Raw genomic sequence first — 24,219 nt, forward strand, 5'->3', positions numbered from 1 at the left:
GGCACGAGAGACGACACAAAACACCGTCACACAGCATGATGTACATTGCCAGTTACGCCTGACGACCATAGCGAGCGTGAACCACCTGATCCCTTGCCGAACTCAGTAGTGAAACCGCTTAGCGCCGATGGTAGTGTGGGGTCTCCCCATGCGAGAGTAGGTCATCGTCAGGCACTTATTGTGAAAAATCCCCCGGGGCTTGCGCCTCGGGGGATTTTTTTATGCGTGAAAGAAAAGTGGAGTGCCCTTAACACTCACAACTTACCCTTCACCCCTTACTCAGTATTTTATGTCAGAATGCACTCCTCAAGGAGGATTGCCATGACACAAATGCGCTGGGAGCAGCTGCTCTCCCCACGTCGTCTGCATGATCAACGCCCGAGTAATACGCGAGAAATTGGGCGTAGCCCCTTTCATAAAGACCATGATCGGATCGTATTCTCTGGTTCGTTTCGTCGTCTGGGGCGTAAAACTCAGGTACACCCATTAACGGAAAACGACCATATCCATACGCGACTAACCCACTCGCTGGAAGTTGGCTGTGTCGGCCGTTCTCTGGGCATGATTGTTGGTGAGCTGCTCCATGACCGTTTGCCGGATTGGATTACGCCTGCTGATCTAGGCGTTATCGTACAAACCGCCTGCCTGGGCCATGATATTGGCAACCCTCCCTTTGGCCATGCCGGTGAGTATGCCATTCGCGATTGGTTTCGCCGTGCTCAGAGCAGTGGCTTGCTGGATGGCCTATCTGAAGCCGAGCGTGAGGACCTGTTGACCTACGAAGGCAATGCTCAAGGCTTTCGGGTCATTACCCAAATTGAATATAACCAGTTCAATGGTGGTATGCGGTTGTCGGCCGCCACGTTAGGTACGCTGCTCAAATATCCCTGGACCGTACGCTATGGCGGCCGGGCTGGTAAGTTCGGCTGCTACCAGTCTGAACAGGCGCTGCTAACCGAAGTTGCTGAAGCGGTAGGGCTGTTGCCCCAAGGCGAGCAGCGCTGGTGTCGTCATCCTTTGGCTTGGCTGGTCGAGGCCGCTGACGATATCTGTTATGCCTTGCTGGATCTGGAAGATGGCCTGGAAATGGGTATTTTGCGCTACGAAGAAGTCGTGGAGATTCTTCGCCAGGTGGCAGGTGAGTTCCCGCCTGAGTATGAGGAAATGCAGAGTCGTCAGGTTTCTCAGCGACGGCGTATTGCCTTGCTGCGTGGTGCAGCCATGGAGCGGGCGGTTAATGATGTCGGGGCCGTATTTGTTCAGCACGAGCAGGCGCTATTGAGCGGTACGCTAAAGGAAGACCTGCTTGAACTTTGCCATCCGGACCTGGGCTGGGGGGTACAAGCGGCGAAACAGCTGGCTCGTGAGCGCATTTTTCAAAATGAGCGGAAAGCCAAGCTTGAGATCGGTGCCTATACGACGCTGGGAATTCTCTTGGAAGCCTTTATTGGTGCGGCCCACGAGTTGCACCATACCGGGCAGTCGTCATTCAAGCATCAGCGGGTACTGGCTCTGATCGGTGAGAATACGCCGCTGCCCTCTTGGTCGCTTTATGACAGCTATCGGCGCATGCTGGATTTTATTGGCGGAATGACCGACCACTACGCAGTGGATCTTGCCCAGGAAATGGGCGGACGGTTACGCGGCGATTAAATAGTAGATTAAACCGAAGGCTTTCGAAGGTGGCGTAGCTCTACCAGCCGGGCCCGCTCCATTAGCAGATAAATGATCTTGTCATGAATAGGGTCGCTCAGCGTGCCCGGCTTCAACTCGGTAAGCTGTTTGGAAAGCTGTTCACCACTGACGACCAGAACGTCACCCGCAGATTCAGTGGTATCAATCTCCCAGCCGGGGAGCACCAGTACGCCGCGCACCGGCACTGGTACGCCGCAGCGCCGCTCTAGCCACTGGGTAAGCCAGCATACCGCTTGGCGTGTCTTGTGCAACGGGCGCCGCTCATGCCAGTGAGGAAAACGCAGGCGCTCGCGTTCCACGGCTACCTGGTTAAGCTCACGTCCATCTGGGCCAATCGCCAGTGCGCGCGCTCGGGTTTCCAGCACAAAAACGCCGTGAGGCGTCACCACTACATGGTCGATGGTAAAGCTGTCGGTAGGCACATCATGAAACACGTAGTAGGGATGTGCCTCAGGGCGGATTAGCCGCTCAAGTTCCTGGCCTACCGCCAGCTCGCAGGCAAGCCCCAGTTTGAGCCTTCTAATACGCTGATAATCACGTACCAGCAGTAGTGAAAAGGCCAGAACCAGCAGGGAGCTCAAGAGCCCGTATAAAGCCCACTCGACCCACTCCTGCCGGTTGACAAACAGCATTCTACCCATGCCGTAAACGAGTGGTGCCAGGCTAATGATGGGGCCGAGCGCACCGTTTAAAAACAGGGTCGAAAAGGCTTGATCAAGACGTTGACGCAAGGCTTGCCCAGGTTCGCGCAGCGGCGCATTGAAAGGGGACTGGACACGCGCATCGTGCAGGCTGCGCAGCGCAATTACGATGCCACCCATTGCGGCCATAGGGAATAAAAAGATGAGCGGTAGCAGGTATTCCAGCCAAGCCATTGCAGTGCCTTGCGTTTTAGCGGCCTACCCCAACGGTAAGCCTGATAGTAAAGAGTCTGTTTATCCGCCCGCCAGCTTGACCTGATAGCCTTGAGCCGTTAATGCCTCACGCAACGTCTCACGATGATCGCCTTGAATCTCGATAATGCCATCTTTCACGGCCCCACCGGTACCACAGCGCTTTTTAAGTGCTTTAGCCAACGTCTTCAATTCTGTCTCGGACACAGGGATACCACTTATCGTGGTGACGCCTTTGCCTTTACGTCCACTGGTTTCGCGACGAATGCGCACAATACCATCTAACGCCGCAAGGCGCGCTTGTTCGCTGCTTTCCTCACAGCTACATGCATCCAACGCTTCGCGACAATTAGGGCATGTTTTGCCATGCTCGGTTGAATACACAAGGCCGCCGAGTTGGTCACGTAAAGAGCCCATGGTTTATCCTCCAGTTGAGCGTTTTGGCATGGGAGCACGCCAAAATTCCCGATAAAGGCGTTCGACGACGGTAGGTAGCTGATGCATATTGCTGATCATGATAGCGTTTTCAGGGGTTTCTTCGGCATCGGGAAAGCGATTTAAATGGATGACCGTCATACCTGCTTCCAGCGCTGCACGAACGCCTACCAGTGCATCGTCAATAGCGATGCAGTCGTGTGCGTTATAGCCCATGATGCTCGCGGCATGCAGGTGCAGACAGGGTTCGGGCTTCCAACAATTCGCGGTGTAACCGCTAAACAGTCGATTACCAAAATAGTCGGTTAAACCCGTGGTTTGAAGTGCTGTATGAATCTTGGTTTCAGGCCCGTTGGATACGACCGCACTTGGGTAAGCGGCAAGCGCTGCCAGCGCCTCTCCGGCGCCTGAAATCAGTGTAAGCTCTTCTGCGAGTCGGCTGGCAAGCTTAGCGCGCATCGTACTTTCCATGCGGTCGAGCTGGTCAGGGTCGACATCACCATGGCGCTGCTGCAGTTCAGCGACAATGCGTCGGAATCGGGCGCCGCGAAATTCCCCCAGATAATCTGCCGGAACGAAAGGCAATCCGATGGAACTGAGTCCAATGGACATCTCTTCGGCCAAAAGTGGTTCACTATCGACGAGGGTGCCATCACAATCAAACAACAAAAGTGGGAGCGGCATTGGGATTCCTTGCAGCGCCTTAAACGCTACCAGTGTTGGTTAAAGCCAGCTAAACCTCTATTGAACGAGATTTTTTGGCTTTTGTGAACACTGTTTTATAATTTTTTACCCGCATACTCATTATGCTTTCTTTAGATATGCTGCCATACCCAGAGCAAGCAGTTTGTTTGAGGAGCCAATCAATTTCTTAACGCAGTGTTTTTTCTGCAGTTTGTGTTAATCGATTTGAGAAAGACTATAGTAGACAGGCGATACTGCATAAATCATAAAAGGAATTTCCTATGCGATTAACTCCTTGGTTGCTTTCACTGATGTTAAGCGCGCCCTTCTTGATCACGGTGGGAAGTGCTTTTGCTGAACCTGAAGCTGGCGGCGAGCAGCATGAACCGCTGGATGATGCAGCGCTTGAAGAAAAGTATGGCATCAAGGCCGGCGCCGTGCAGCGTGACGGGCAGACGATTGATACTGCCGCTGCGAATGACACTGACACCGCTGAACATAGCGATGGAGTGAAAAGTGATAATGTAGAAAGCGACGGAGGCGATCCGACCACTTCTGATAACGGTGATGCCGAGAGCAAGAATACAGAAGGTGGCACTGGCGGCACGGGCTCTGCTGAAGACGCCATTGAAAGCGGCGAAGATGAGAAAAGCAACGACGATGACAATGGCGAAAGTGAGCAGGAAAACAACGATAACCAGTAGGGTTATCTAGCGGGCCAGTCGTTTTGAGTTGGCGCTACTGCGACGGTGATAAGGTTGCATGGCCTGACGACTGGTCACCCACCAAGGCGCGTGCTGACCGCCTAGCATATCAAGAAAGGTTTTTTGCATCGCAAAGCCTGCCTCCATGCTGGCTTCAAGCTTCTCGGTCACCATCTGCTGATTTTCTTTCATCATTTTGGGGCTAAAAAATGGCTGTGTTTGCCATAGCTGGTTGCGATGGGTGATGGTTGAAAAGGATGATGTCCATAATTCAACTGCCATGATGCCGACTTTCCAGGCATCAAGCATGGCAACGGGTGACATGGGCATTAGTGCAGGCTGAGTAGCAGATTTCATAAGCAGGCTCCAAGGTGAACATCTGCCCAGTGTTGGCCGATTTATGCTGCAATGCAATATGTATTTATACTTGACGAGTGTGATCCCTAAAAAAAGACGGCCAAATGGCCGTCTTTTAATATAAGTCACGTTCTGACTTATTTAACTTTAGGGTCCAGCTCGCCACGCTCGTAGCGATTGAACATCTCTTCAAGATTGATCGGCTTGATCTTGCTGGCGTTGCCTGCGGTACCAAACGCTTCATAGCGAGCGATACACAAATCGCGCATGGCCGTCACGGTTTCCTTGAGGAATTTGCGCGGATCGAATTCAGACGGGTTTTGAGCCATGAAGCGGCGCACGGCACCAGTGGAGGCTAGACGCAGGTCGGTATCGATGTTGACCTTGCGCACGCCGTGCTTGATACCTTCGACGATCTCTTCAACCGGCACACCGTAGGTTTCCGGGATTTCACCGCCGTACTGGTTGATCACCTCGAGCCACTCCTGGGGTACAGAAGAGGAGCCGTGCATGACCAAGTGCGTGTCGGGAATGCGTGCATGAATCTCTTTGATACGCTGGATGGACAGCGTATCGCCTGTCGGCGGTTTGGTGAACTTGTAAGCACCGTGGCTGGTGCCGATGGCAATTGCCAGGGCATCCACGTGGGTCGCTTTAACAAACTCAGCGGCTTCTTCCGGGTCGGTCAGAAGCTGTTCCATATCCAGCTTGCCTTCCGCGCCAATGCCGTCCTCTTCACCGGCCATGCCGGTTTCCAGACTACCCAGACAGCCAAGCTCACCCTCAACGGAAACGCCACAGGCGTGGGCCATCTCGACCGTGCGGCGAGTCACATCGACGTTGTAGGCGTAGTCGGTAGGTGTCTTACCATCTTCACCTAGCGAGCCGTCCATCATGACCGAGGAGAAGCCCAGTTGAATAGAGCGCTGGCATACCGCGGGGCTGGTGCCGTGGTCCTGGTGCATGACAACTGGAATATGCGGAAACTCTTCAACCGCGGCCAAGATCAAATGACGCAGGAAAGGAGCGCCGGCATATTTGCGCGCACCCGCAGAGGCTTGAACGATAACCGGGGAGTCGGTCGCGTCCGCCGCTTCCATAATCGCGCGCATCTGCTCCAGGTTGTTGACGTTGAATGCCGGAATGCCGTAGCCATATTCGGCGGCGTGGTCGAGCATCTGACGCATGCTGATCAAAGCCATGGGATCACCTTCTTTAAGTTATCAGTGTGAACGAGTGCGAAATTTTCAATTCGATGCTTTTATATTAGCCGCGCTTAGCGGCAGCTTCGAGCGCGACAACGGCAGGCAGCTGCTTACCTTCAACGTACTCAAGGAACGCGCCGCCGCCGGTTGAAATATACGAAACGCGATCTGCAATGGCGTACTTATCGATGGCAGCCAACGTATCACCTCCGCCCGCAATAGAAAATGCGGCGCTATCGGCAATGGCCTGAGAAATCACTTCGGTACCTTTGCCGAACTGGTCGATTTCAAATACGCCGACCGGGCCATTCCATAAAATAGTGCCTGCATCTTTCAGCATGCTAGCCAGATGGGCCGCTGTCTCAGGCCCAATATCCAGAATCATCTCGTCATCGGCTACTTGGTCAACCGGTTTAACCACCGCCTCGGCGGATTCTGAAAACTCGGTAGCCACCACGACATCGGTCGGTAGCGGAATCGACACTTTCTCCATCAGTGCTTTCGCCTGACCGACCAGGTCAGCTTCGTGGAGTGATTTGCCCACATTATAGCCCGCTGCCGCGATAAAGGTGTTGGCAATTCCGCCACCTACAATCAACTGGTCGCACTTCTCGGAAAGCGCGTTGAGCACGTCAAGCTTGGTGGAAACCTTGGAGCCACCCACGATCGCCGTCATTGGGCGTGCCGGATTGGCCAGCGCCTTTTCCAGGGCATCAAGCTCTTGGGCAAGCAGCGGACCTGCGCAGGCGCGGCTGGCAAAGCGGGCAACACCATGGGTAGACGCCTGGGCACGGTGGGCGGTCCCAAACGCGTCCATTACAAACACGTCGCACAGCGCGGCATACTGCTTGGAAAGCTGCTCTGTATCGTCTTTTTCGCCCACGTTAAAGCGCACGTTCTCGAGCAGCACGACCTCGCCGTTTTCAAGCACGGGTGGCGTTTCAAGGTAATCGCCGACAAGGTTGACCGGCTGGCCTAGCAGGTCGCTCAAGTGGGCAGCCACCGGGGCGAGTGAGAATTCGTCGGCAGGCTCGCCTTCGGTTGGACGGCCAAGGTGGCTCATCAGCATCACTTTGGCACCTGCCTTCACCGCCGCTTGAATGGAAGGCAGTGCCGCTTTCAGGCGCGCATCGCTAGACACCTTGCCGTGCTTGATCGGCACGTTCAGGTCTTCACGAATCAGCACGCGTTGCCCTTCCAAAGGCAGATCTGTCATTTTTTGCACGTTCATGTGAGCGGTTTCCTCGTCTTCCAGGCGGTGAATCAGATAGGGGTGGTAACCAACGCTAGACGGTGTTTTGCTTGGAAATGTCCGCTAGCCGCTGAGCAATATCGAGCATGCGGTTTGCAAACCCCCACTCGTTATCAAACCAACATAAGAGCTTGATCAAGCGTTTGCCAGCCACGCGGGTCTGGGTGGCATCAAAAATGCCCGAGCGCGGGTCGTGGTTGAAATCAATCGATGCCATGGGCGCTTCGGTAAAACCAAGCACGCCGGCAAGCCGCGTCTGGCTTGCCTGATACACAAGTTCATTGACCTCCTGAGCGCTGGTATCGCGGCGTACCGTCAGTGCGGCATCCATGGCGGAAACGTTGATGGTGGGCACGCGCACGTGAAGGCATTCAAAACGCTCGGCCAAGTTAGGCATTAACCGACTGATACCCCGCGCAAGGCCGGTATCCACCGGCACGATGGACTGCATCGCGGAGCGGGTCAGGCGCAGGTCAGTTTGGTGATAGGCATCGATCACTGGTTGATCGTTCATCGCCGAGTGAATGGTGGTGGTCACACCATGCTCAAGGCCCAGCGCGTCATCCAGCACGGTCAATAATGGAACCAGACAGTTGGTGGTACACGAAGCGGCCGATAGAATTCGCTGGGAAGGCGCCAGCTCGTGCTGATTGATTCCCCAGACTATCGTGGCATCAACATCGTTTTCAGCCGGTTGTGAAAACAGCAGGCGCCTGGCGCCCGCGGCAATATGCTGCTCGGCGGTTACGCGATCCTTGAAACTTCCCGAGCACTCCAACACCAGGTCAATATTCAGTGCTTCCCAAGGCAGCCGGCGTGGGTCTTTCTCGCAAAGAATCTGAATTCGATGGCCATTGACGACAAGCGCTTCGCCGTCGTTCTCGACATTGCCGGGAAAGCGGCCGTGAGTGGTGTCGTAGCGGGTCAGGTAGGTAATGGTGGCCAAGTCTGACAGCTCATTGATGGCGACAACCTCAAGGGTGGGATCGTCGCGTTCAACCAGCGCCCGCAGTACGCACTGACCAATGCGCCCATAACCATTAATGGCAATGCGATACGTCGGCGTGGTGTGCGTAGAGGCAGAATTAGCCATGTAGGAAAGCGGCTCTTAAAAGTGAATCAATGACCGTGGGTAATTAAAGCATTGGCGATGATAGCTTATTTCAACCACCTGCGCCTATCAGGCGCCAGGCTAGCGGCAGTATGAGAGCGGTAAAAATACCGGTAAGACTCATTCCAAGTGAAGCAAATGCGCCCGCAGTCGGGCTTATTTCAAAAGCCCTCACCGTGCCGATGGCGTGGCCGTTCAGCCCCAAGGCAAAACCGATGATGCGCTCATCCTCAATCTTTAAAAACCGAGCGGCTAGTCCCACAAATGCAGCCGTGGCAACACCGGTAATCAGAAGAGCACCCAACAATAGCGCCGCCGAGCCGCCAATTTGCTCGGTAATACCAATCGCGATGGGAGCGGTCACAGACTTGGCGGCGATAGACGCCAGAATAAGCGGCGAGCTGCCCAGTACCCAGGCAATCAGCAGGGCATAGCAAGCGGCGAGGGTGGCCGCAATAGGCAAGCAAATGGTCAGGGGCTGCCACAGCGCACGAATATGCGGCAGCTGTTGATACAGCGGCATACCCAGCGCCACGGTCGCGGGTCCCAGCAGAATGGTTAGCCAACTAGCGTCCTGTCGATAGGTATCATAAGGCAGGCCAATCACCGCTAGGGTGGCGGCAAGCAGCAGCGCTGCGATCAGGATAGCCGGTAGCCAAGTGGGCTTTTTTAAGCGTTTGAAAAGCAGGTTGCCTAACAAAAACGCCGCAAGCGTTAACCCAACGGCAAACAGCGGCGTCGCGCTTAATGTGCTTAACAGGGCATTAGCGGGCATGGTGCTTTCCCATCAGGCGTTTAAGTAGCCAAAGGGTTGTTGTCACGCTCAAGAGCGTGCCCAAAATCAGGGCAAAGAGAATGGCCGGCCACTGGCCGGCAAGCTCATCAAGAATAAAAAATACGCCTACCACACCGGGCATGATCAGCATGGCAAGCAGGGCAATCAGTGGCTGTGCGGCGGCGGCAATGCTGTTAGGCACGCGCCCCCGGATGGCTAGCGTGGTGCTTAACAGCAGCATGCCGACCACGCCGGAAGAAACAGGCAAACCGGTGAAGTGGACGAACACCTCACCGATCAGCCAGTAACCAATCAGCCATAAAAAGCCAATAAGGGCGGGCATCCGTTAGCCAAGGAGCTCATTGGCTTGCTTGAGGATGTTTTCAACCGTGAACCCGAAGTGCTTGAACAGCTCACCCGCGGGTGCCGATTCGCCGTAAGTCGTCATGCCAATCACACGGCCATCAAGGCCCACATACTTGTACCAGTAGTCGGCGTGGGCCGCTTCAATGGCGATACGCTTGGTCACCGCCTTGGGCAGCACGCTTTCACGGTACTCGGCATCCTGGCCGTTAAAGCGGTAGGTAGACGGCATGGAAACCACGCGCACTGCCTTGCCCTGCTGTTCCAGTTCGGCTGCAGCGTCCATGGCCAGCGACACTTCTGAACCGGTGGCAATCAGGATTAGCTCCGGTGTGCCTTCGCTGTCCTTGAGTACGTAACCACCGCGCTGAATGGAAGCCAGCTGAGCCTTGCTGCGTTCCTGGTGTGGCAGGTTCTGACGCGAAAGCACCAGCGCCGTTGGGCCAGAATGACGCTTGATCGCGGCGTTCCAGGCAGCAGCCGTTTCCACTGCATCGCATGGGCGCCAAGTGTTGAGGTTCGGCGTGGTGCGCAGGCTGGTCAGCTGCTCGATCGGCTGGTGAGTCGGGCCATCTTCACCCAGACCAATGGAGTCGTGGGTAAACACGTAGATCGCCTGCTGACCCATGAGTGCCGCCATGCGTACCGCGTTACGCATGTATTCCATAAAGATCAGGAAGGTCGCACCGTAAGGCACAAAGCCGCCGTGCAGGGCGATACCGTTCATTACCGCGCCCATGCCAAACTCACGCACACCATAGTGCAGGTAGTTGCCGCTGGCATCTTCCGGGGTAATCGCCTTGGCGTCTTTCCAGAACGTCAGGTTCGAGGGTGCAAGGTCTGCACTGCCGCCCAGAAGTTCCGGCATCTGCGGGCCAATCACGTTAAGCGCTTCAAGCGACGCTTTCCGGGTGGCGATGGTGGCGCCTTTTTCCTGAGCCTGCTCAATCATTGTTTCGGTGGCAAGCTCAGCAGGCAGTTGGGCTTTCATACGCCGCTTGAATTCCCGCGCTTCAACCGGGAACGCTTCTGTGTAGCGGGCAAAGCGTGCTTCCCACTCCTGCTGGCGGGTTTTACCGGCTTCGCGGGCGTCCCAGGCAGAGTAGATCGGCTCTGGAATGTGGAACGGCGCGTGGGGCCACTCCAACTGCTTGCGCGCCAGTGCGACTTCCTCTTCGCCTAGCGGCGAGCCGTGGGACTCTTCCTTGCCCTGCTTGTTGGGCGAGCCAAAGCCGATGATGGTCTTGCAGATAATCAGGCTAGGCTTGTCGTCGTTCTGCTTGGCAAGCTCGATGGCCGCGTGGATCTCTTCCGGCTTGTGGCCGTCGACATTGGGCACTACGTGCCAGCCGTAGGCTTCGAAGCGCTTGGCGGTATTGTCGGTAAACCAGCCTTCCACTTCGCCATCGATCGAGATGCCGTTGTCATCATACAGCGCGATCAGCTTACCCAACTGCTGGGTGCCGGCCAGTGACGCCGCTTCATGGGAAATGCCTTCCATCAGGCAGCCGTCGCCTAAGAAGCACCAGGTGTGGTGATCCACAATGGTGTGGCCCGGGCGATTGAACTGCGCCGCCAGGGTTTTCTCGGCAATGGCAAAACCAACTGCATTGGCGAAACCCTGGCCCAAGGGGCCGGTCGTGGTTTCAATGCCCGGGGCGTAGCCAAATTCCGGGTGGCCGGCGGTGGGCGAGTGCAGCTGGCGGAAATTCTGCAGCTGTTCCAGGCTTAACTCATAGCCACTGAGGTGGAGCAGTGAGTAGAGCAGCATGGAGCCGTGCCCATTGGACAGCACAAAACGGTCACGATCAGCCCACTTGGGATCTTCGGGGTTGTGCTTGAGGTGATCATTCCAAAGCACCTCGGCAATATCAGCCATGCCCATGGGCGCGCCAGGGTGGCCGGACTTGGCCTTCTGAACAGCATCCATGGAAAGGGCGCGAATGGCATTGGCCAGCTCAAAACGGGACGGCATGGGGTGCTCCTCGCCTGAAAACGGAAATTATAAAGGCGCTATTGTCGCCGACTTCCCATGTGGCGGCAAATATGGCGGCAAATTCTGGTAATCGTATTCTGGGAAGCGTCGCCAACAGCGTGTAGACTCTGCCCCCCGAGGCGGCAGTGCCGCTTCCTAATACGGGCAGGGAGCCTCCTGCCGTGATTTCCTGCTGATGCTGTGGCTTATGCACAGCCGTCATACAGAGGGTCGAGAGCGCGATGAGCGAATATTCCCTGTTTACCTCGGAGTCCGTCTCCGAAGGTCATCCCGATAAGATTGCCGACCAGATTTCTGATGCGGTGCTGGATGCCATTATCGCCCGGGATAAACAGGCACGGGTTGCTTGTGAAACCATGGTGAAAACCGGTGTGGCGATTATTGCCGGTGAAATTACCACCTCGGCGTGGGTGGATCTGGAAACGCTGGTGCGTGATGTGATTACCAACATCGGTTACACCTCCTCGCACGTAGGCTTTGATGGCGCCACGTGCGGGGTCATCAACCTGATTGGCAAGCAGAGCGTGGAAATTGCCCAGGGCGTTGACCGCACCAAGCCGGAAGACCAGGGGGCGGGCGACCAGGGCCTGATGTTTGGCTACGCCACCAATGAAACCGATTCGTTCATGCCGGCGCCGATTCACTACTCGCACCGTCTGGTCGAGCGTCAGGCCGAGCTGCGCAAAAACGGCCTTCTGCCGTGGCTACGCCCGGATGCCAAGAGCCAGGTGACGTTCCGCTATAACGAGCAGGGCCAGCCGTGTGGCGTTGACGCAGTGGTACTGTCGACCCAGCACGACCCCGAGATCGCCCAAGAAGACCTGCGCCACATGGTGCAGCGCGAGATCATCGAAGAGGTACTGCCCGCCGAGTGGCTGGACGAAAAGACCCAGTACCACATCAACCCTACCGGCAAGTTCGTGATTGGTGGCCCGGTAGGCGACTGTGGTTTGACGGGTCGCAAGATCATCGTCGACACCTACGGCGGCATGGCCCGTCATGGCGGCGGCGCGTTCTCGGGCAAGGATCCTTCCAAGGTAGACCGCAGCGCGGCGTACGCTGGCCGCTACGTGGCCAAGAACGTGGTAGCAGCAGGACTTGCCGACAAGTGCGAAATCCAGGTTTCCTATGCGATTGGCGTGGCCGAGCCGACTTCGGTTTCTATCGACACCTTCGGCACCGGCAAGATTGACGACGCCCAGATTGTCGAGCTGGTACGTGAGCACTTCGATCTGCGCCCTTACGCGATCACTAAAATGCTCGACCTGTTACATCCGATGTATCAGCTGACCGCTGCCTACGGCCATTTTGGTCGGGCGCCGTTCGAGCATAGCTATACCTGGGTAGACGATAAAGGCGAAGAGCATACCGAAACCTTTACCGCCTTCCCCTGGGAGAAGATCGATAAAGCCGATGCACTGCGTCAGGCGGCCGGTTTGTAAGACATTCGCTAGGCCGGTTGTAAGAGAACGCCCCTTTGGCTCTGCCAGGGGGCGTTTTTTTATGCGCCCTGATTTAGGCTGAGTCATACAACAACCAGGGGAAAGCGTTATGGCGGCATCACGATGGAGGCGACGCATTGGTGGGCTACTGTTGATAGCAGCGAATGGCCTGATGAATAGTACGGCGCTGGCGGCCTGCCCCTCGTGGCCCAGTGAGCGCCTCGAGCACGAGACTCAGGCGCTCGCCGCGCAAATTGCCCAGTGGGACCATGCCTATCACGAAGAAGGCATCTCGCTGATTGACGATGCGCTTTATGATCAGGCAGCTGCCAAGCTTGAGAGCTGGCGTATCTGCCTTAACGATCCCACCGCCCACCAGCCGCTGACCCGAGTAACATCCAGTCGCAGTACTCGCGAACACCCGGCCGCCCAGCAGGGGCTTAATAAAACCGACGAAGCAGGCGTGCGACGTTTTACCAGCCGCCGAGAAAATCTCTGGATTCAACCCAAGGTAGATGGGGTGGCGGTAACCCTGCGTTATCAGGATGGTGAGCTGGTTGAAGCGGTCAGTCGGGGCGATGGGCGGGCGGGCCAGGATTGGACGGCTAGAGCTCTGGCGTTGCCCGGCGTGCCCAATACACTGCCTATTGCTATCTCAGCCATTTTTCAGGGTGAGCTTTATTGGCGGTTAAACGAGCATATCCAGTCACGCGAGCCTTCAACGGGAGCAAGAGGCGCCGTAGCTGGGGCCATGGCCCAGGCTGCGCCTTCCCAGGAAACCCAGGCGCAGGTGGGTCTCTTTGTATGGGGCTGGCCGGATGGGCCGACCGATATGGCCGAGCGGCTGACGCAACTGAGCGAGCTTGGGTTTGATACGGCCGCCTACACCCATTTATTGAATGACCAATTGGATGCCGCTTACTGGCGAGAGACATGGTTTAACGGTGCGCTGCCGTTTGCGACAGACGGCGTGGTTATCAAGCAGGCCGAGCGTCCTGGCGTGACAAGCTGGTCCAATACCCCGCCAGAGTGGGCGATAGCCTGGAAACACCCGCTCACACAGGCACTGGCAGAAGTGCGCGGGGTGGAGTTTCGAGTGGGGCGCACCGGGCGGATTACGCCGTTGCTTTGGCTCTACCCGGTTCAGCTGGAGGGACGGCGCATCAGCCGCGTGTCGCTCGGCTCGCTTGCCCGCTGGGAACATTTGGATATACGCCCCGGCGATCAGGTAGCCGTCACGCTGGCAGGGCTGACGATTCCACAGCTCAGTGATGTGGTATGGCAAACCCAGGAGCGTACGCCCGTCGATGTGCCCGCCGCTACCACCTACCACGCGTTAAGCTGTTTCCAGAATAGCCCCGGGTGCGATACCCAACTATTGGCACGGCTAACCTACCTTGGCGAACAGCTGGGGTTTCAGGGCGTGGGTGAAGGCACCTGGCAGGCATTGCTGGAAGCCGGGCTCGTCCAGGATTTACTCGATTGGCTATCGCTTGAGCGTGACGAGCTTCGTCAGGCGCGTGGCATTGGTGAGGCACGTTCTGAAACGCTTTATGAGCAGTTTCAGGCAGCGCAGGGTGCGTCGTATAACGCGTGGCTGCAAAGCCTGGGCATACCACCCACCGGAAATGCGGCGCTAGCGGACTGGGCCACTCTGGCCGCTTATCAGCGTAGCGATTGGCAGGCGCTGCCGGGTATCGGCCCTGGCAGAGCCCAGGCGCTTGACGCCTTTTTCTCCCATGATCAAGTGCAGGCCATGGCCGATGAGCTTCGGGCAATTAACATTGAGGGTTTTGCGGCGACTCCCTAGCCGGGTTTTAGCCAAGCCCGGTTGCCCGCAGCATAACGCCGAGATAGAGAGGAATCAGCAGAGGCGCCATCAGCGTGGTTACCAGCACGGCCAGCGCCCCTTTCTGCGGCTGAATACCTAGCTCCATGGCGACGACCACTACATTGGATGCCATGGGCACAACGCCTAGCAGCAGAATCGCCATGGCCAGCTCCGCGGGCACCGGCATGAACATCTGTAACAACATGACCGCCGCAAACGTGGCGGCCGGCCAAACGATATAGCGTAGCCCCACACAGGCGGCGATAAAACGCGTATCCCAGGCGGCAAGCGTTACCTGACTCAGCGTCATGCCAATGATCATCATGCCCAGCAGCGTATAGGTAGCCGGAAAGACATCCAGCGAGCTTGCCAAGGCAGTGGGTAACGTGACATCGAGCGAGCTAAGCAGCAGAGCAAATAAAAACGCGTAGATCAACGGCAGGCGCGAAATCTTGATAAGGCTCTGGCGAATCGAGAAATGCCCGCGGGCGCTTAAATAGAATCCCACGGTAAATTCATACAGATTAATCCCCAGCATGCAGAACAGATAAAGCGTTACCCCTTCAGGTGGCAGCAAAATCATCGCGACCGGCAAACCGAAGTAACCCGTATTGCCCGTTCCGGATGAAAACGCTAACAGGGCACCTTCCTGAGGGCCGAAGCGGTGCTGGGTAAGGCGATGAACCAGCAGCGCCAGCAGGCTGACCAGAACAAACAGCGCCAGGCTTAAGACCAGGTATTGGGGCGTTGGGCCGCCGTTCATCAGCGCTCGAAAAATGGTCAAGGGGGCAATCAGGTAAACCAGCAATGTGGCGATAGGGCGCGGGTCGATTTTTAAGCGCTGGGCGGCAATCCAACCTAGTCCCACAAAGCTTAACAACATAAGTAGCGGGCCCATCAGCGTGCCTGGGGATAGCTCCATATGCCCTCCTACGGCATAAAAGGGATGAGTAACATGAGCCGAATTAAAGGCCAAGCGTGGAATCTTTCATTAGCCCCGGCGCATTAGAACGGCGAGAATACACCAAAGTATCACTATTTATTGTTCTGTATGAGGAAATCCCATGAGCAGCCAAGAGCATCCGCTAGGTATCAGCTTTGAATTCTTTCCGCCCAACACCGATGCTGGGCGTGACAAGCTGATGCTGGTTCGCGATGAGCTGGCTGCTCGTAACCCGCGGTTTTTTTCGGTGACCTATGGCGCGGGTGGTTCCACCCAGGCCCGTACTCGGGATACCGTGCGTACGGTTAGCCAAAGTGGCATTACCACAGCACCGCACCTTTCGTGCATCGGCAGTGAAAAAGCCCAGCTGCGCGATTTATTGGCTCAGTACCGTGAAGAGGGCATCAAGAGCCTGGTCGCCCTGCGCGGTGATATGCCCTCAGGCATGGCCAGCATCGGTGAGCTGCGCTACGCCAATGAGCTGGTGGAATTTATCCGTACTGAAACCGGCGATCATTTTGATATCGCCGTGGCGGCCTACCCCGAAGCGCATCCTCAGGCGGCTAATCTTGATAAAGATATTGAAAACTTTGCGCGTAAAATGAAGGCTGGCGCCAATATGGCGATTACCCAGTACTTCTTTACCGCCGATGCGTATTTCAACTTTATGGATAAAGCCCGAGCGCTTGGCGTCGAACAGCCAGTTATTCCCGGAATCATGCCGATTACCAACTACACCAAGCTGGCGCGCTTTTCTGACGCGTGTGGCGCAGAGATTCCGCGTTGGATGCGTAAACAGCTGGAAGGCTATGGCGACGATAACGAGGCCATCGCCGCGTTTGGCACTGACGTGGTGACGCGGCTCTGCCAGCGCCTGCTGGACGGCGGCGCACCGGGGCTGCATTTCTATACGCTCAACCAGGCGGCCCCCGTCTTGAAGGTCGTTGATAACCTAGTGGGCTAACAAAGCACTGTGGGTTTAACCCGCCCAAACAAAACGCCCCGCTCGTTGAGCGGGGCGTTTTGTTTTCTACGACGTGTTACTAACTTGCTGGCGCTTGTACCTTACCAATCTCCTTGCCGCCACCAAACTGCTTGCGCTGCATGATGACGAGACCGGCGCCAATCGCAAGGCCTGCGATATCGGTGTAGATGCCGCCATAGATCATGCACATCGCACCCACCAGCATGATGACCCGTTTAAGCACATTCACCGGCCCAAAGAACCAGGCCTGCACCATGCCGGAAAGCAGGATGATACCTAGCGTGGCGGTAACGCCTACCCGCAGGATCTGCAGTGGCGTGCCTTCCATCAGCATGGCCGGGCTGTAAAAGAACATGAACGGCACGATAAAAGCCGCCAGGCCGATCTTGAACGAGGCCACCGACGTACCCATAGGGTTGTCGCCGGAGATACCTGCCGCCGCGTAAGAGGCCAGTGCCACCGGCGGGGTGATCGCCGACACCACTGCGAAATAGAACACGAAGAAGTGGGCAATCAATGGCTCGATACCAATATTGATCAGCCCGGGCGCCACCACAGAGGCAGCAACGGCGTAGGCGGCCGTGGTCGGCATGCCCATGCCCAGCAGAATACTGATCAGCATGGCAAAGACCAGCGCTAGCAGCTGGCTGACGCCAGCAAGGCCGAGCAGCAACGAGGAGAAGCGCGCACCGACGCCGGTGAGCGAAATAACCCCCACAATCAAACCCGCGCAAGCACAGACTGCGATGATCTGAATGGCCATGGTACCCGCCAGCTGAAGCGCTCTGAGAATGGCAGTCACCCCCATTCGGTTAGGCGAAACCCAACTGACGACGGCTGCAGAAGCAGTGGCCAGGGTGCCTGCCCGAATCACCGAGTATCCCATGAACAGGGCCACAATCAGGATAATGATCGGCGCAAAGAGATAGGCTTGCTTCGCCAGCTTGGAAAACAGCGGAATTTCGTCTTTACGCATGCCGCGCATGCCTTTGCGGGCGGCTTCAAAATCCACCATAAAGTAGATAGACGCAAAGTAAAGGATGGCCGGAATTATCGCTGCAATCGCAATATCGGTGTAAGGAATGCCGGTGACTTCCGCCATGATAAACGCACCCGCACCCATGATCGGCGGCATGATTTGCCCGCCGGTAGATGCTGCCGCTTCGATAGCACCCGCGCTGCGCGCTGGGTAACCCACCTTCTTCATCAATGGAATGGTCAGTGAACCGGTGGATACCACGTTACCGGCTGACGTGCCGTTGATCATGCCCATCAGGCCCGAGGCAAAAATAGACACTTTGGCGGGGCCACCACGGGCGCGCCCGGCGGCTGCAAAGGCGAAGTTGACGAAGTAGTCACCTACCTTTGAAGCCTGCAGGAAAGCCGCGAAAATAATGAACAGAATAATGTAGGTCGAGGAGACCGCGGTGGTCGGACCGAGGATGCCAGCGTCGGTATATACCTGGCTGAAAAAGCGCTGCAGCGAAAGGCCCGGATAACCCAGAAAGCCGGGCAGATAAGGGCCGGCAAATACGTAGGCCAGGAAAATCGCCGAAATCACCACTAGGGCCAGGCCCGCCACACGCCGAGTCAGCTCCAGAATAAGCAGGGAGCCAGCAATCGCCGCCCAAGAGATGCCAGGAGGCGCAAACGAGGTGCCAGTCGACATCCGCATGCTGGTATTGAAGGCCATGAGCAGATAGCCTGCGCTGGCCAGAGCACAGACCATCAGCACGAGATCAGCGGGATTAAACCGGTGGCGCGCCTGGCGATAGAACCATGAAAGCACGATGGCGGCTGCTGTTGTGGCCATCAGCGGATAACCATAGTGCAGCGTCTCGAGCGTTGCGTCGATACGCATGGCGCCGCCATTAACGGCTTGCTGCATCAGGAAAACTTGCGCAAGCGCGTAGGCTGCCGGTACCAACAGCGCGTATGCCACCCATTTAAGCCACGCAGGCGACGCGGCCTGGTCATCGTCTGCAAAGCGGGCGCCAGCAAACAGGCCGTAGCCCAGAATCAAGGCACCGGCGATGTGGACGATACGGAACGACCACGTTTCCATGGGGTAAACGTTAAGTGAAATCAGATGGAAGCTTGAGTAGGCAACGGCGAGTGCGGCAAACAGGAAAAACTGCCAGCCGGCAAATACGCGGCGGTTGGCCTCAACCACTTCCTCATCGACACCCTCCGCAATCGCGGTGGGGGGCGAAGCAAGCAGGGCATCATCCTTGAAGCCGTCGGGAGTTTGGGGGGTAGTGGGACTCATCAGAGTTCACCCTCACAGCAGAAGCAAAATAGGAGCAGTAGCCAAAACTGCCCCGCCTGGAAAGCCAGTAACGGGGCAGCCAGATGATGCGTAAGTTTTAGTTGATCATGTCGTCAGAAATTTCGTAGCCATTCTCTTCGTACCAGCGGGCAGCGCCTGGGTGGAAAGGCAGTACGGTGTTGTGCACGATGTTTTCCGGAATACTGGTTTCAGCACTGCGGTGGATAGCGCGCATACGGTCGTTGTTTTCCATGGTCACCTTGGTGACTTCATAAATGAAGTCTTCTGGCAGATCGCATGCGGAAATCGCGAAGTTCCACATGGAGACCGCGCGGGCATCTTCCTCAAGCGTTGAGTAAGTGCTGGCCGGAATGGTGAACTCAGCCACCGGGAAGGCGTCCAGTACGGTAGCAAGCTCGTCTTCGGTGAATTCAATGATGTTCACATCCGTCTGTACTTCTAACTGGCTAACGGCAGGAATCGGAATGCCGGCAGCAAACGCAACCACGTCCAGCAGGCCATCTTGCAACTGGCCTCCGAGATCAGACCAGCCGCCGTTGCGACGCTCAAAGTTCACTCCCAGGGTTTCCAGCATCGCGGGAAAGTAGGTGTCAGACGTTGAGGCTGCCGGGCCGAAACCGATACGCGCGCCATCCGGAATGTCTGAAATGGACTCAATGCCCGAGCTTGAAAGTGCGGCAATCGAGAACGGCGTTTCGTACATGGGGAACAGGGCGCAGACGTTATCCATTACCAGGCCAGGGGCCAGGGGGCTTTCGCCTTTCACCGCATCAGACGCGGGGCCCATGGTGGTCAGGCCGAAGGCCATGTCGCCGCTGTGTACCAGCGCCAAGTTCTGAGTCGGGCCGCCGGTAACTTCGCCGCCGCCAGAAACGCCCAGCTCGTCAGCGATAAAGTTGACCCAGCCCGAACCGTATACGAAAAACGTACCGCCCTGGCTTGCGGTACCTACGGTAAAGTTCTGTGGCCAGTCTGCGCGGTCCGCGTGAGCGCTGGCGGCGGCAAGCAGGGCTGCACCGCTAACCAGTAGGGCGAGAGTTTTCGGCATCATTGTGCGCATGGCATGTTTCCTAAGCTGTTATTGGGATTATGGCCTGGCAAGCGTTTATACCTGGCCAGTAGCAATGTCATTAAGCATTTATTAAAAGGCGATTGTTATGCCAGTTTTACAATAGGACTTTAAAAACATTTGCTTAGGAAAATGGCTTTCAACTTTAGTGGCGATAAAAATGCCGCTATGTGTCCGGTTATTCGCACGCAGACTGAAATAGAGTGTGCGGTTTTCCGCCCACTTTTTGGGTGAGGTGTGTCAGGTAGGGCAAGAGTTGAAACGAGAAAAGCAAAAAGAGGACTGCAAAGCCCTCTTTTGAAAACTTTAGGAGCGAGGTTTGCCTGGGTCCAGAATCCGTACCGGCTGCACGTCCTGGTTTTTCTGCTCGTCGCGCACCTGGTTGACCCGGGTAGTCAGCTCGGATGAGCTTTCATCCTCAACGGGTAACTGCTCAAAAAAGTCGCAATTAACACACTCCCGGTAGCGAATGCCGTTCTGCTCCCAGGCACGAATACGATCCATGGCGGCGCAGCGCGGGCAGATAACGCCCGCTATAAAGCGCTTGACGGTAGACATAGGTTTCTCCACATGCGGCACCGCGTTTGCAGTGCCGCACGGTCAGTAAGGGTTAGGCGGCTCGAATCCCGCTATGGCGCAGCAGCGGTTCCACACTGGGCTCGCGGCCACGGAAAGCCACGAATAGTTCAGCCGCGTCCCGTGCTCCGCCCTGCTCAAGAATTTCACGACGGAAGCGCTGGCCTGTCTCGGCATCAAAAATACCCGCCTCTTCAAACGCGCTCCAGGCATCGGCAGAGAGAACTTCAGCCCACTTGTAGCTGTAGTAACCGGCTGCATAACCGCCGGCAAAAATATGCGCAAAGCTGTTTTGAAAGCGATTGAAGGGCACGGTAGGCACCACGGAAACCTGGCTGCGCACCTCATCCAGCAAGATTTGAACGTCGCTGGCGCTGGGGGCGCTCAATTCATGGTGCAAGCGCAGGTCAAACAGGGAAAACTCGATCTGGCGTACCATGCCCATGGCGGACTGGAAGTTCTTGGCCGCCTGCAGGCGCTCAAGCAACTCAGAAGGCAATGCTTCCCCGGTCTCCACGTGCTTGGCCAGCAGGTTAAGTCCTTCGCGCTCCCAGCAATAGTTCTCCATAAACTGGCTGGGCAGTTCCACCGCATCCCAGGCAACGCCGTTAATACCTGAAATGTCGGCGATACGCTGCTTGGTCAGCATATGGTGCAGGCCATGACCAAACTCATGGAACAGTGTGGTTACTTCATCGTGGGTAAGCAGAGCAGGCTTGCCACCCACCGGGGCGGTAAAGTTGCAGGTTAAAAACGCCACCGGCAGCTGAAGACCATTTTCGGTCTGGCGACGTACCCGGCAGTCGGCCATCCAGGCGCCGCCCCGCTTGCCCTCACGGGCGTACAGGTCGAGGTAGAACCCGGCAATCGGCTGACCGTTTTCGGTAATCCGGAAATAGCGCACGTCGTCGTGATAGCTTGATGCTTGGCTATCCTCTTCAACACCCACCCCGTAAAGGCGCTCGACGACCTGGAACAGGCCGTCGATCACCCGCGGGGCGGGGAAGTAGGGGCGCAGCTGCTCTTGAGAGATGGCGTGGCGCGCTTCGCGCAGCTTCTCGCTTGCGTAGGCAATATCCCAGGGCTTGAGCTCTTCAAGGCCGAGTTCATCACGGGCGTAGGCGCTTAGCTCAGCAAATTCCTCTTTCGCTTGGGGCACGGCACGGCGAGCCAGGTCACCCAGAAAATCGAGCACCTGTTCGGGGGAGTCGGCCATTTTGGTCGTCAGTGAAAAGTCGGCATAGGTCTTGAACCCTAGCAGTTTCGCAAGCTCCTGGCGAAGCGCCAGAATCTCTTCCATGATGGGGGCGTTATCAAACTTGCCCGCGTTAGGCCCCTGGTTGGAGGCGCGCGTCACAAAGGCGGTATACACCTCCTCGCGTAGTGCTCGGCTGTCGGCATAACTGACGACCGGGAAGAAACTCGGGAAATCCAGCGTAATACGATAGCCCGATACGCCTTTGGCTTCGGCCATTGCCTTTAGCGTTTCCAGCGCGCTTTGGGGAACACCGGCCAGCTCTTCTTCGCTGTTGATGTCCTTATGCCACGCCTGCGTGGCATCCAGCACGTTATTCGAATACTGGTTGGAGAGGGTAGAAAGGCGCGACTGGATCTCACCGTAGCGGGTTTTCTTGTCGGCGGGCAGGTCCACCCCGGCGAGGCGGAAGTCACGCAGGGCGTTATTGACCGTGCGCTGCTGAGCGGCATCAAGCATCGCCCAGGCATCGCCTTCCTTGAGTGCTTGCCAGCCGTGGAAAAGACCTTCGTGCTGACCTACCCAGGTGCCGAAAGCCGAGAGTTTTTCCAGGCAGGTTTGGTAGGCTTCGCGCAGCTCAGGCGTGTTCATCGTGCTGTTCAGATGAGAAACCGGTGACCAGGCCTTGGAAAGGCGGTCGCTGACCGCTTCAAGTGGGTCAGCAAACGTTTCCCAGGTAGGTGGCGTCTTGGCCGCCTGCTTGGCCAGGCGATCAATCGTTTCGCGGTTCTCGCTTAACAGCGCTTCCACCGCAGGTACCACATACTCGGCACGCATTTCAGAGAAAGGGGGAAGCTCGTGCGTTTCAAGCAGCGGATTGGGGGTCATAAGCACCTCGATTGGAGCATTAGGAAGTCGTTAAGCGTGCAAAAACGCATGATAATAGCTAAACAGTGTGGGCGCAGGTCGACTCTTTCAATGGCAAGGTTTGGCCTCTTGGCGAGCGCCTGCTAGTCTTGCCGCCTTTTATTGCCCTTTATGGCGGGAGAAAACAATGAGCGAAACGCTGGAACGTTGGGGGTCGAAGCGCGCTTTTATCCTGGCGGTAACCGGGGCCGCGGTAGGGCTTGGGAATATTTGGCGCTTTCCTTATGTGGCCGGTGAGAACGGCGGCGCGGCGTTTTTACTGATCTACGTGGCGTTCGTACTACTGCTGGGCATTCCCGTGATGATGGCCGAAATCCTGGTTGGCCGGGCAGGGCGGCGTGGGCCGATCCAGGCGCTGGGTGCGTTGGCAGCCGATGCCGGGGCTTCAAAGAACTGGCGCTGGCTGGGGCTGTTTGGCGCGTTTACGGTGTTCTGCATTTTATCCTTCTATTCGGTGGTGTCGGGCTGGTCGATCGAGTTTTTGGTGGCCTCGATTAACGGCCAGTTTAACGGCGCAACGGCTGCCGAAATCGGCGCGGGCTTTGACGCCTTTTTGGCCAACCCGGGGCTGTTGATTTTTAACCACTCGCTGTTTCTGTTCATGACCATGACGGTGGTCGCCGCTGGGGTATCAAAAGGCCTTGAGCGGCTTAATAATCTGTTGATGCCGCTTTTGTATGCTCTGTTATTGCTGCTGGCGGTGTATGCCGCGACAACGGATGGCTTCTCAACGGCGCTAGCGTGGCTTTTCCTGCCTTCTTTCGATGCGCTGACGCCGACCGTGGTGTTGCATGCCATGGGGCACGCGTTCTTTACCCTGGCCGTTGGGGCCTGCGCACTGATGGCCTATGGCGCCTACATGCCTGATGAGCAGAGCCTGCCCAAGGCGGCGTTCGCCGTTGCCGCACTGGATATCAGCGTGGCGCTGCTGGCCGGTATCGCTATCTTCTCGGTAGTGTTTGCCCAGGGAATGGACCCGGCTGAGGGCCCGGGGTTGATGTTTGTCACACTGCCGATTGCCTTTTCCGAACTGCCCGGTGGGGCGGTCTGGCTAAGCGTATTTTTTCTGTTGCTACTGCTGGCGACCTGGACCTCGGCGATCAATCTGGCAGAACCCATGGTGGCTACGCTTCAGGGGCTGGGATTTCGGCGCAGTATATCGACCGCCATTGTCGCGCTTAGCGTATGGCTGATGGGGCTTTTATCAGCGTTTTCATTCTCCACGCTGGCCGAGTTTCGGCCGCTGTTCGGACGCAATATATTCGAGCTGGTCAGCAGCATTCCGCCGGATGTGTTTCTGCCGCTTGGGGGGCTGTTGATTGCTACCTTTGCAGCCTGGGTCATGCCGCCTAAGGCTGCAGTGAGCGCGCTAGGCGTGGGTGAGCGCGGTTACCTGCTGTGGCGTAATATCGTACGTTGGGTGTCAATTCCGCTGACGTTTATTGTGTTGCTGGGCGGGCTGTTATAGCTGATACGGCGTGCCCCCATACG

21 protein-coding genes and 1 rRNA gene are annotated in these 24,219 nt (G+C 56.7%); 7 read left to right on the forward strand and 15 right to left on the reverse strand.

The window, feature by feature from the left end:
* Positions 1-57: 57 nt before the first annotated feature.
* A 5S ribosomal RNA gene (gene rrf / locus ELY25_RS13615) occupies positions 58-173 on the forward strand.
* 148 nt (positions 174-321) lie between these two features.
* Positions 322-1,653 (forward strand): deoxyguanosinetriphosphate triphosphohydrolase, encoded by a 1,332-nt coding sequence (locus ELY25_RS13620; protein WP_126951822.1) that lies wholly within the window; start codon positions 322-324, stop codon positions 1,651-1,653.
* An 8-nt stretch (positions 1,654-1,661) separates the two neighbouring features.
* Here ELY25_RS13620 and ELY25_RS13625 read toward each other — a convergent pair whose 3' ends face one another.
* From ELY25_RS13625 to ELY25_RS13635, 3 genes are read right to left on the reverse strand one after another with little or no spacing between them, the layout of a single operon-like run.
* Positions 1,662-2,570 carry a nuclease-related domain-containing protein gene (locus tag ELY25_RS13625; protein WP_126951823.1) on the reverse strand — a complete coding sequence of 303 codons (909 nt, stop codon included), beginning with the start codon at positions 2,568-2,570 and terminating at the stop codon, positions 1,662-1,664.
* Between the two features lie 60 nt (positions 2,571-2,630).
* Positions 2,631-3,005, reverse strand: a complete 375-nt coding sequence (locus ELY25_RS13630; RefSeq protein ID WP_126951824.1) for a translation initiation factor Sui1 — start codon at positions 3,003-3,005, stop codon at positions 2,631-2,633.
* Between the two features lie 3 nt (positions 3,006-3,008).
* Entirely contained in the window at positions 3,009-3,707 is a 699-nt protein-coding gene (locus ELY25_RS13635) for an HAD-IA family hydrolase (RefSeq protein ID WP_126951825.1), read from the reverse strand.
* 281 nt (positions 3,708-3,988) lie between these two features.
* On the opposite strand from ELY25_RS13635, the gene ELY25_RS13640 reads away from it, so the two are divergent.
* Positions 3,989-4,411, forward strand: a complete 423-nt coding sequence (locus ELY25_RS13640) for a hypothetical protein (RefSeq protein WP_126951826.1) — start codon at positions 3,989-3,991, stop codon at positions 4,409-4,411.
* A gap of 6 nt (positions 4,412-4,417) precedes the next feature.
* Here ELY25_RS13640 and ELY25_RS13645 read toward each other — a convergent pair whose 3' ends face one another.
* From ELY25_RS13645 to tkt, 7 genes are all read right to left on the reverse strand, one after another.
* Complete coding sequence (locus ELY25_RS13645; protein WP_126951827.1) at positions 4,418-4,768, reverse strand: hypothetical protein; 351 nt, start codon at positions 4,766-4,768, stop codon at positions 4,418-4,420.
* 137 nt (positions 4,769-4,905) lie between these two features.
* A complete protein-coding gene (gene fba / locus ELY25_RS13650) occupies positions 4,906-5,970 on the reverse strand; it encodes a class II fructose-bisphosphate aldolase (protein ID WP_126951828.1) in 1,065 nt (354 codons plus the stop codon).
* 64 nt (positions 5,971-6,034) lie between these two features.
* The gene (locus tag ELY25_RS13655; RefSeq protein WP_126951829.1) at positions 6,035-7,204 is read right to left on the reverse strand and encodes a phosphoglycerate kinase; all 1,170 of its coding nucleotides are present in this window, start codon (positions 7,202-7,204) and stop codon (positions 6,035-6,037) included.
* Positions 7,205-7,259: 55 nt separating this feature from the next.
* Positions 7,260-8,318 (reverse strand): type I glyceraldehyde-3-phosphate dehydrogenase, encoded by a 1,059-nt coding sequence (locus tag ELY25_RS13660; protein ID WP_126951830.1) that lies wholly within the window; start codon positions 8,316-8,318, stop codon positions 7,260-7,262.
* 70 nt (positions 8,319-8,388) lie between these two features.
* Complete coding sequence (locus ELY25_RS13665) at positions 8,389-9,111, reverse strand: LrgB family protein (RefSeq protein WP_126951831.1); 723 nt, start codon at positions 9,109-9,111, stop codon at positions 8,389-8,391.
* Positions 9,101-9,454 (reverse strand): CidA/LrgA family protein, encoded by a 354-nt coding sequence (locus ELY25_RS13670; protein WP_126951832.1) that lies wholly within the window; start codon positions 9,452-9,454, stop codon positions 9,101-9,103. Before ELY25_RS13670 ends, ELY25_RS13665 begins: the two co-directional genes overlap by 11 nt.
* Positions 9,455-9,457: 3 nt before the next feature.
* A complete protein-coding gene (gene tkt / locus ELY25_RS13675) occupies positions 9,458-11,449 on the reverse strand; it encodes a transketolase (RefSeq protein ID WP_126951833.1) in 1,992 nt (663 codons plus the stop codon).
* Positions 11,450-11,691: 242 nt separating this feature from the next.
* Between tkt and metK the strand changes: the two genes are divergently transcribed.
* Together metK and ligB are read left to right on the forward strand one after the other, a co-directional pair.
* Positions 11,692-12,912 carry a methionine adenosyltransferase gene (metK, locus tag ELY25_RS13680; RefSeq protein WP_126951834.1) on the forward strand — a complete coding sequence of 407 codons (1,221 nt, stop codon included), beginning with the start codon at positions 11,692-11,694 and terminating at the stop codon, positions 12,910-12,912.
* Positions 12,913-13,021: 109 nt separating this feature from the next.
* Entirely contained in the window at positions 13,022-14,722 is a 1,701-nt protein-coding gene (gene ligB, locus ELY25_RS13685; protein WP_126951835.1) for an NAD-dependent DNA ligase LigB, read from the forward strand.
* Between the two features lie 7 nt (positions 14,723-14,729).
* Here the strand turns inward: ligB and ELY25_RS13690 are convergent, their stop codons facing one another.
* The gene (locus tag ELY25_RS13690; RefSeq protein ID WP_126951836.1) at positions 14,730-15,665 is read right to left on the reverse strand and encodes an AEC family transporter; all 936 of its coding nucleotides are present in this window, start codon (positions 15,663-15,665) and stop codon (positions 14,730-14,732) included.
* A 142-nt stretch (positions 15,666-15,807) separates the two neighbouring features.
* On the opposite strand from ELY25_RS13690, the gene metF reads away from it, so the two are divergent.
* Positions 15,808-16,650 carry a methylenetetrahydrofolate reductase [NAD(P)H] gene (metF, locus tag ELY25_RS13695; protein ID WP_126951837.1) on the forward strand — a complete coding sequence of 281 codons (843 nt, stop codon included), beginning with the start codon at positions 15,808-15,810 and terminating at the stop codon, positions 16,648-16,650.
* A gap of 79 nt (positions 16,651-16,729) precedes the next feature.
* Here metF and ELY25_RS13700 read toward each other — a convergent pair whose 3' ends face one another.
* From ELY25_RS13700 to prlC, 4 genes are all read right to left on the reverse strand, one after another.
* On the reverse strand, positions 16,730-18,940 hold the full coding sequence (locus ELY25_RS13700; protein WP_126951838.1) for a TRAP transporter permease: 2,211 nt from the start codon (positions 18,938-18,940) through the stop codon (positions 16,730-16,732).
* A gap of 97 nt (positions 18,941-19,037) precedes the next feature.
* The gene (locus ELY25_RS13705; RefSeq protein ID WP_126951839.1) at positions 19,038-20,021 is read right to left on the reverse strand and encodes a TAXI family TRAP transporter solute-binding subunit; all 984 of its coding nucleotides are present in this window, start codon (positions 20,019-20,021) and stop codon (positions 19,038-19,040) included.
* A gap of 315 nt (positions 20,022-20,336) precedes the next feature.
* Positions 20,337-20,588, reverse strand: a complete 252-nt coding sequence (locus tag ELY25_RS13710) for a YheV family putative zinc ribbon protein (RefSeq protein WP_126951840.1) — start codon at positions 20,586-20,588, stop codon at positions 20,337-20,339.
* A gap of 52 nt (positions 20,589-20,640) precedes the next feature.
* Positions 20,641-22,689, reverse strand: a complete 2,049-nt coding sequence (gene prlC / locus ELY25_RS13715) for an oligopeptidase A (protein ID WP_126951841.1) — start codon at positions 22,687-22,689, stop codon at positions 20,641-20,643.
* 166 nt (positions 22,690-22,855) lie between these two features.
* Here prlC and ELY25_RS13720 point away from each other — a divergent pair, with 166 nt between their 5' ends.
* Entirely contained in the window at positions 22,856-24,196 is a 1,341-nt protein-coding gene (locus ELY25_RS13720) for a sodium-dependent transporter (protein WP_126951842.1), read from the forward strand.
* Positions 24,197-24,219 lie beyond the last annotated feature (23 nt).

This window comes from Vreelandella populi (assembly GCF_003989825.1).
Lineage (GTDB): Bacteria > Pseudomonadota > Gammaproteobacteria > Pseudomonadales > Halomonadaceae > Vreelandella > Vreelandella populi.

Bases quoted from the DNA above. Each gene is read 5' to 3' on its own strand.
- ELY25_RS13620 (WP_126951822.1), top strand. From the start codon at position 322: ATGACACAAATGCGCTGGGAGCAGCTGCTCTCCCCACGTCGTCTGCAT.
- ELY25_RS13625 (WP_126951823.1), bottom strand. From the start codon at position 2,570: ATGGCTTGGCTGGAATACCTGCTACCGCTCATCTTTTTATTCCCTATG.
- ELY25_RS13630 (WP_126951824.1), bottom strand. From the start codon at position 3,005: ATGGGCTCTTTACGTGACCAACTCGGCGGCCTTGTGTATTCAACCGAG.
- ELY25_RS13635 (WP_126951825.1), bottom strand. From the start codon at position 3,707: ATGCCGCTCCCACTTTTGTTGTTTGATTGTGATGGCACCCTCGTCGAT.
- ELY25_RS13640 (WP_126951826.1), top strand. From the start codon at position 3,989: ATGCGATTAACTCCTTGGTTGCTTTCACTGATGTTAAGCGCGCCCTTC.
- ELY25_RS13645 (WP_126951827.1), bottom strand. From the start codon at position 4,768: ATGAAATCTGCTACTCAGCCTGCACTAATGCCCATGTCACCCGTTGCC.
- fba (WP_126951828.1), bottom strand. From the start codon at position 5,970: ATGGCTTTGATCAGCATGCGTCAGATGCTCGACCACGCCGCCGAATAT.
- ELY25_RS13655 (WP_126951829.1), bottom strand. From the start codon at position 7,204: ATGAACGTGCAAAAAATGACAGATCTGCCTTTGGAAGGGCAACGCGTG.
- ELY25_RS13660 (WP_126951830.1), bottom strand. From the start codon at position 8,318: ATGGCTAATTCTGCCTCTACGCACACCACGCCGACGTATCGCATTGCC.
- ELY25_RS13665 (WP_126951831.1), bottom strand. From the start codon at position 9,111: ATGCCCGCTAATGCCCTGTTAAGCACATTAAGCGCGACGCCGCTGTTT.
- ELY25_RS13670 (WP_126951832.1), bottom strand. From the start codon at position 9,454: ATGCCCGCCCTTATTGGCTTTTTATGGCTGATTGGTTACTGGCTGATC.
- tkt (WP_126951833.1), bottom strand. From the start codon at position 11,449: ATGCCGTCCCGTTTTGAGCTGGCCAATGCCATTCGCGCCCTTTCCATG.
- metK (WP_126951834.1), top strand. From the start codon at position 11,692: ATGAGCGAATATTCCCTGTTTACCTCGGAGTCCGTCTCCGAAGGTCAT.
- ligB (WP_126951835.1), top strand. From the start codon at position 13,022: ATGGCGGCATCACGATGGAGGCGACGCATTGGTGGGCTACTGTTGATA.
- ELY25_RS13690 (WP_126951836.1), bottom strand. From the start codon at position 15,665: ATGGAGCTATCCCCAGGCACGCTGATGGGCCCGCTACTTATGTTGTTA.
- metF (WP_126951837.1), top strand. From the start codon at position 15,808: ATGAGCAGCCAAGAGCATCCGCTAGGTATCAGCTTTGAATTCTTTCCG.
- ELY25_RS13700 (WP_126951838.1), bottom strand. From the start codon at position 18,940: ATGAGTCCCACTACCCCCCAAACTCCCGACGGCTTCAAGGATGATGCC.
- ELY25_RS13705 (WP_126951839.1), bottom strand. From the start codon at position 20,021: ATGCGCACAATGATGCCGAAAACTCTCGCCCTACTGGTTAGCGGTGCA.
- ELY25_RS13710 (WP_126951840.1), bottom strand. From the start codon at position 20,588: ATGTCTACCGTCAAGCGCTTTATAGCGGGCGTTATCTGCCCGCGCTGC.
- prlC (WP_126951841.1), bottom strand. From the start codon at position 22,689: ATGACCCCCAATCCGCTGCTTGAAACGCACGAGCTTCCCCCTTTCTCT.
- ELY25_RS13720 (WP_126951842.1), top strand. From the start codon at position 22,856: ATGAGCGAAACGCTGGAACGTTGGGGGTCGAAGCGCGCTTTTATCCTG.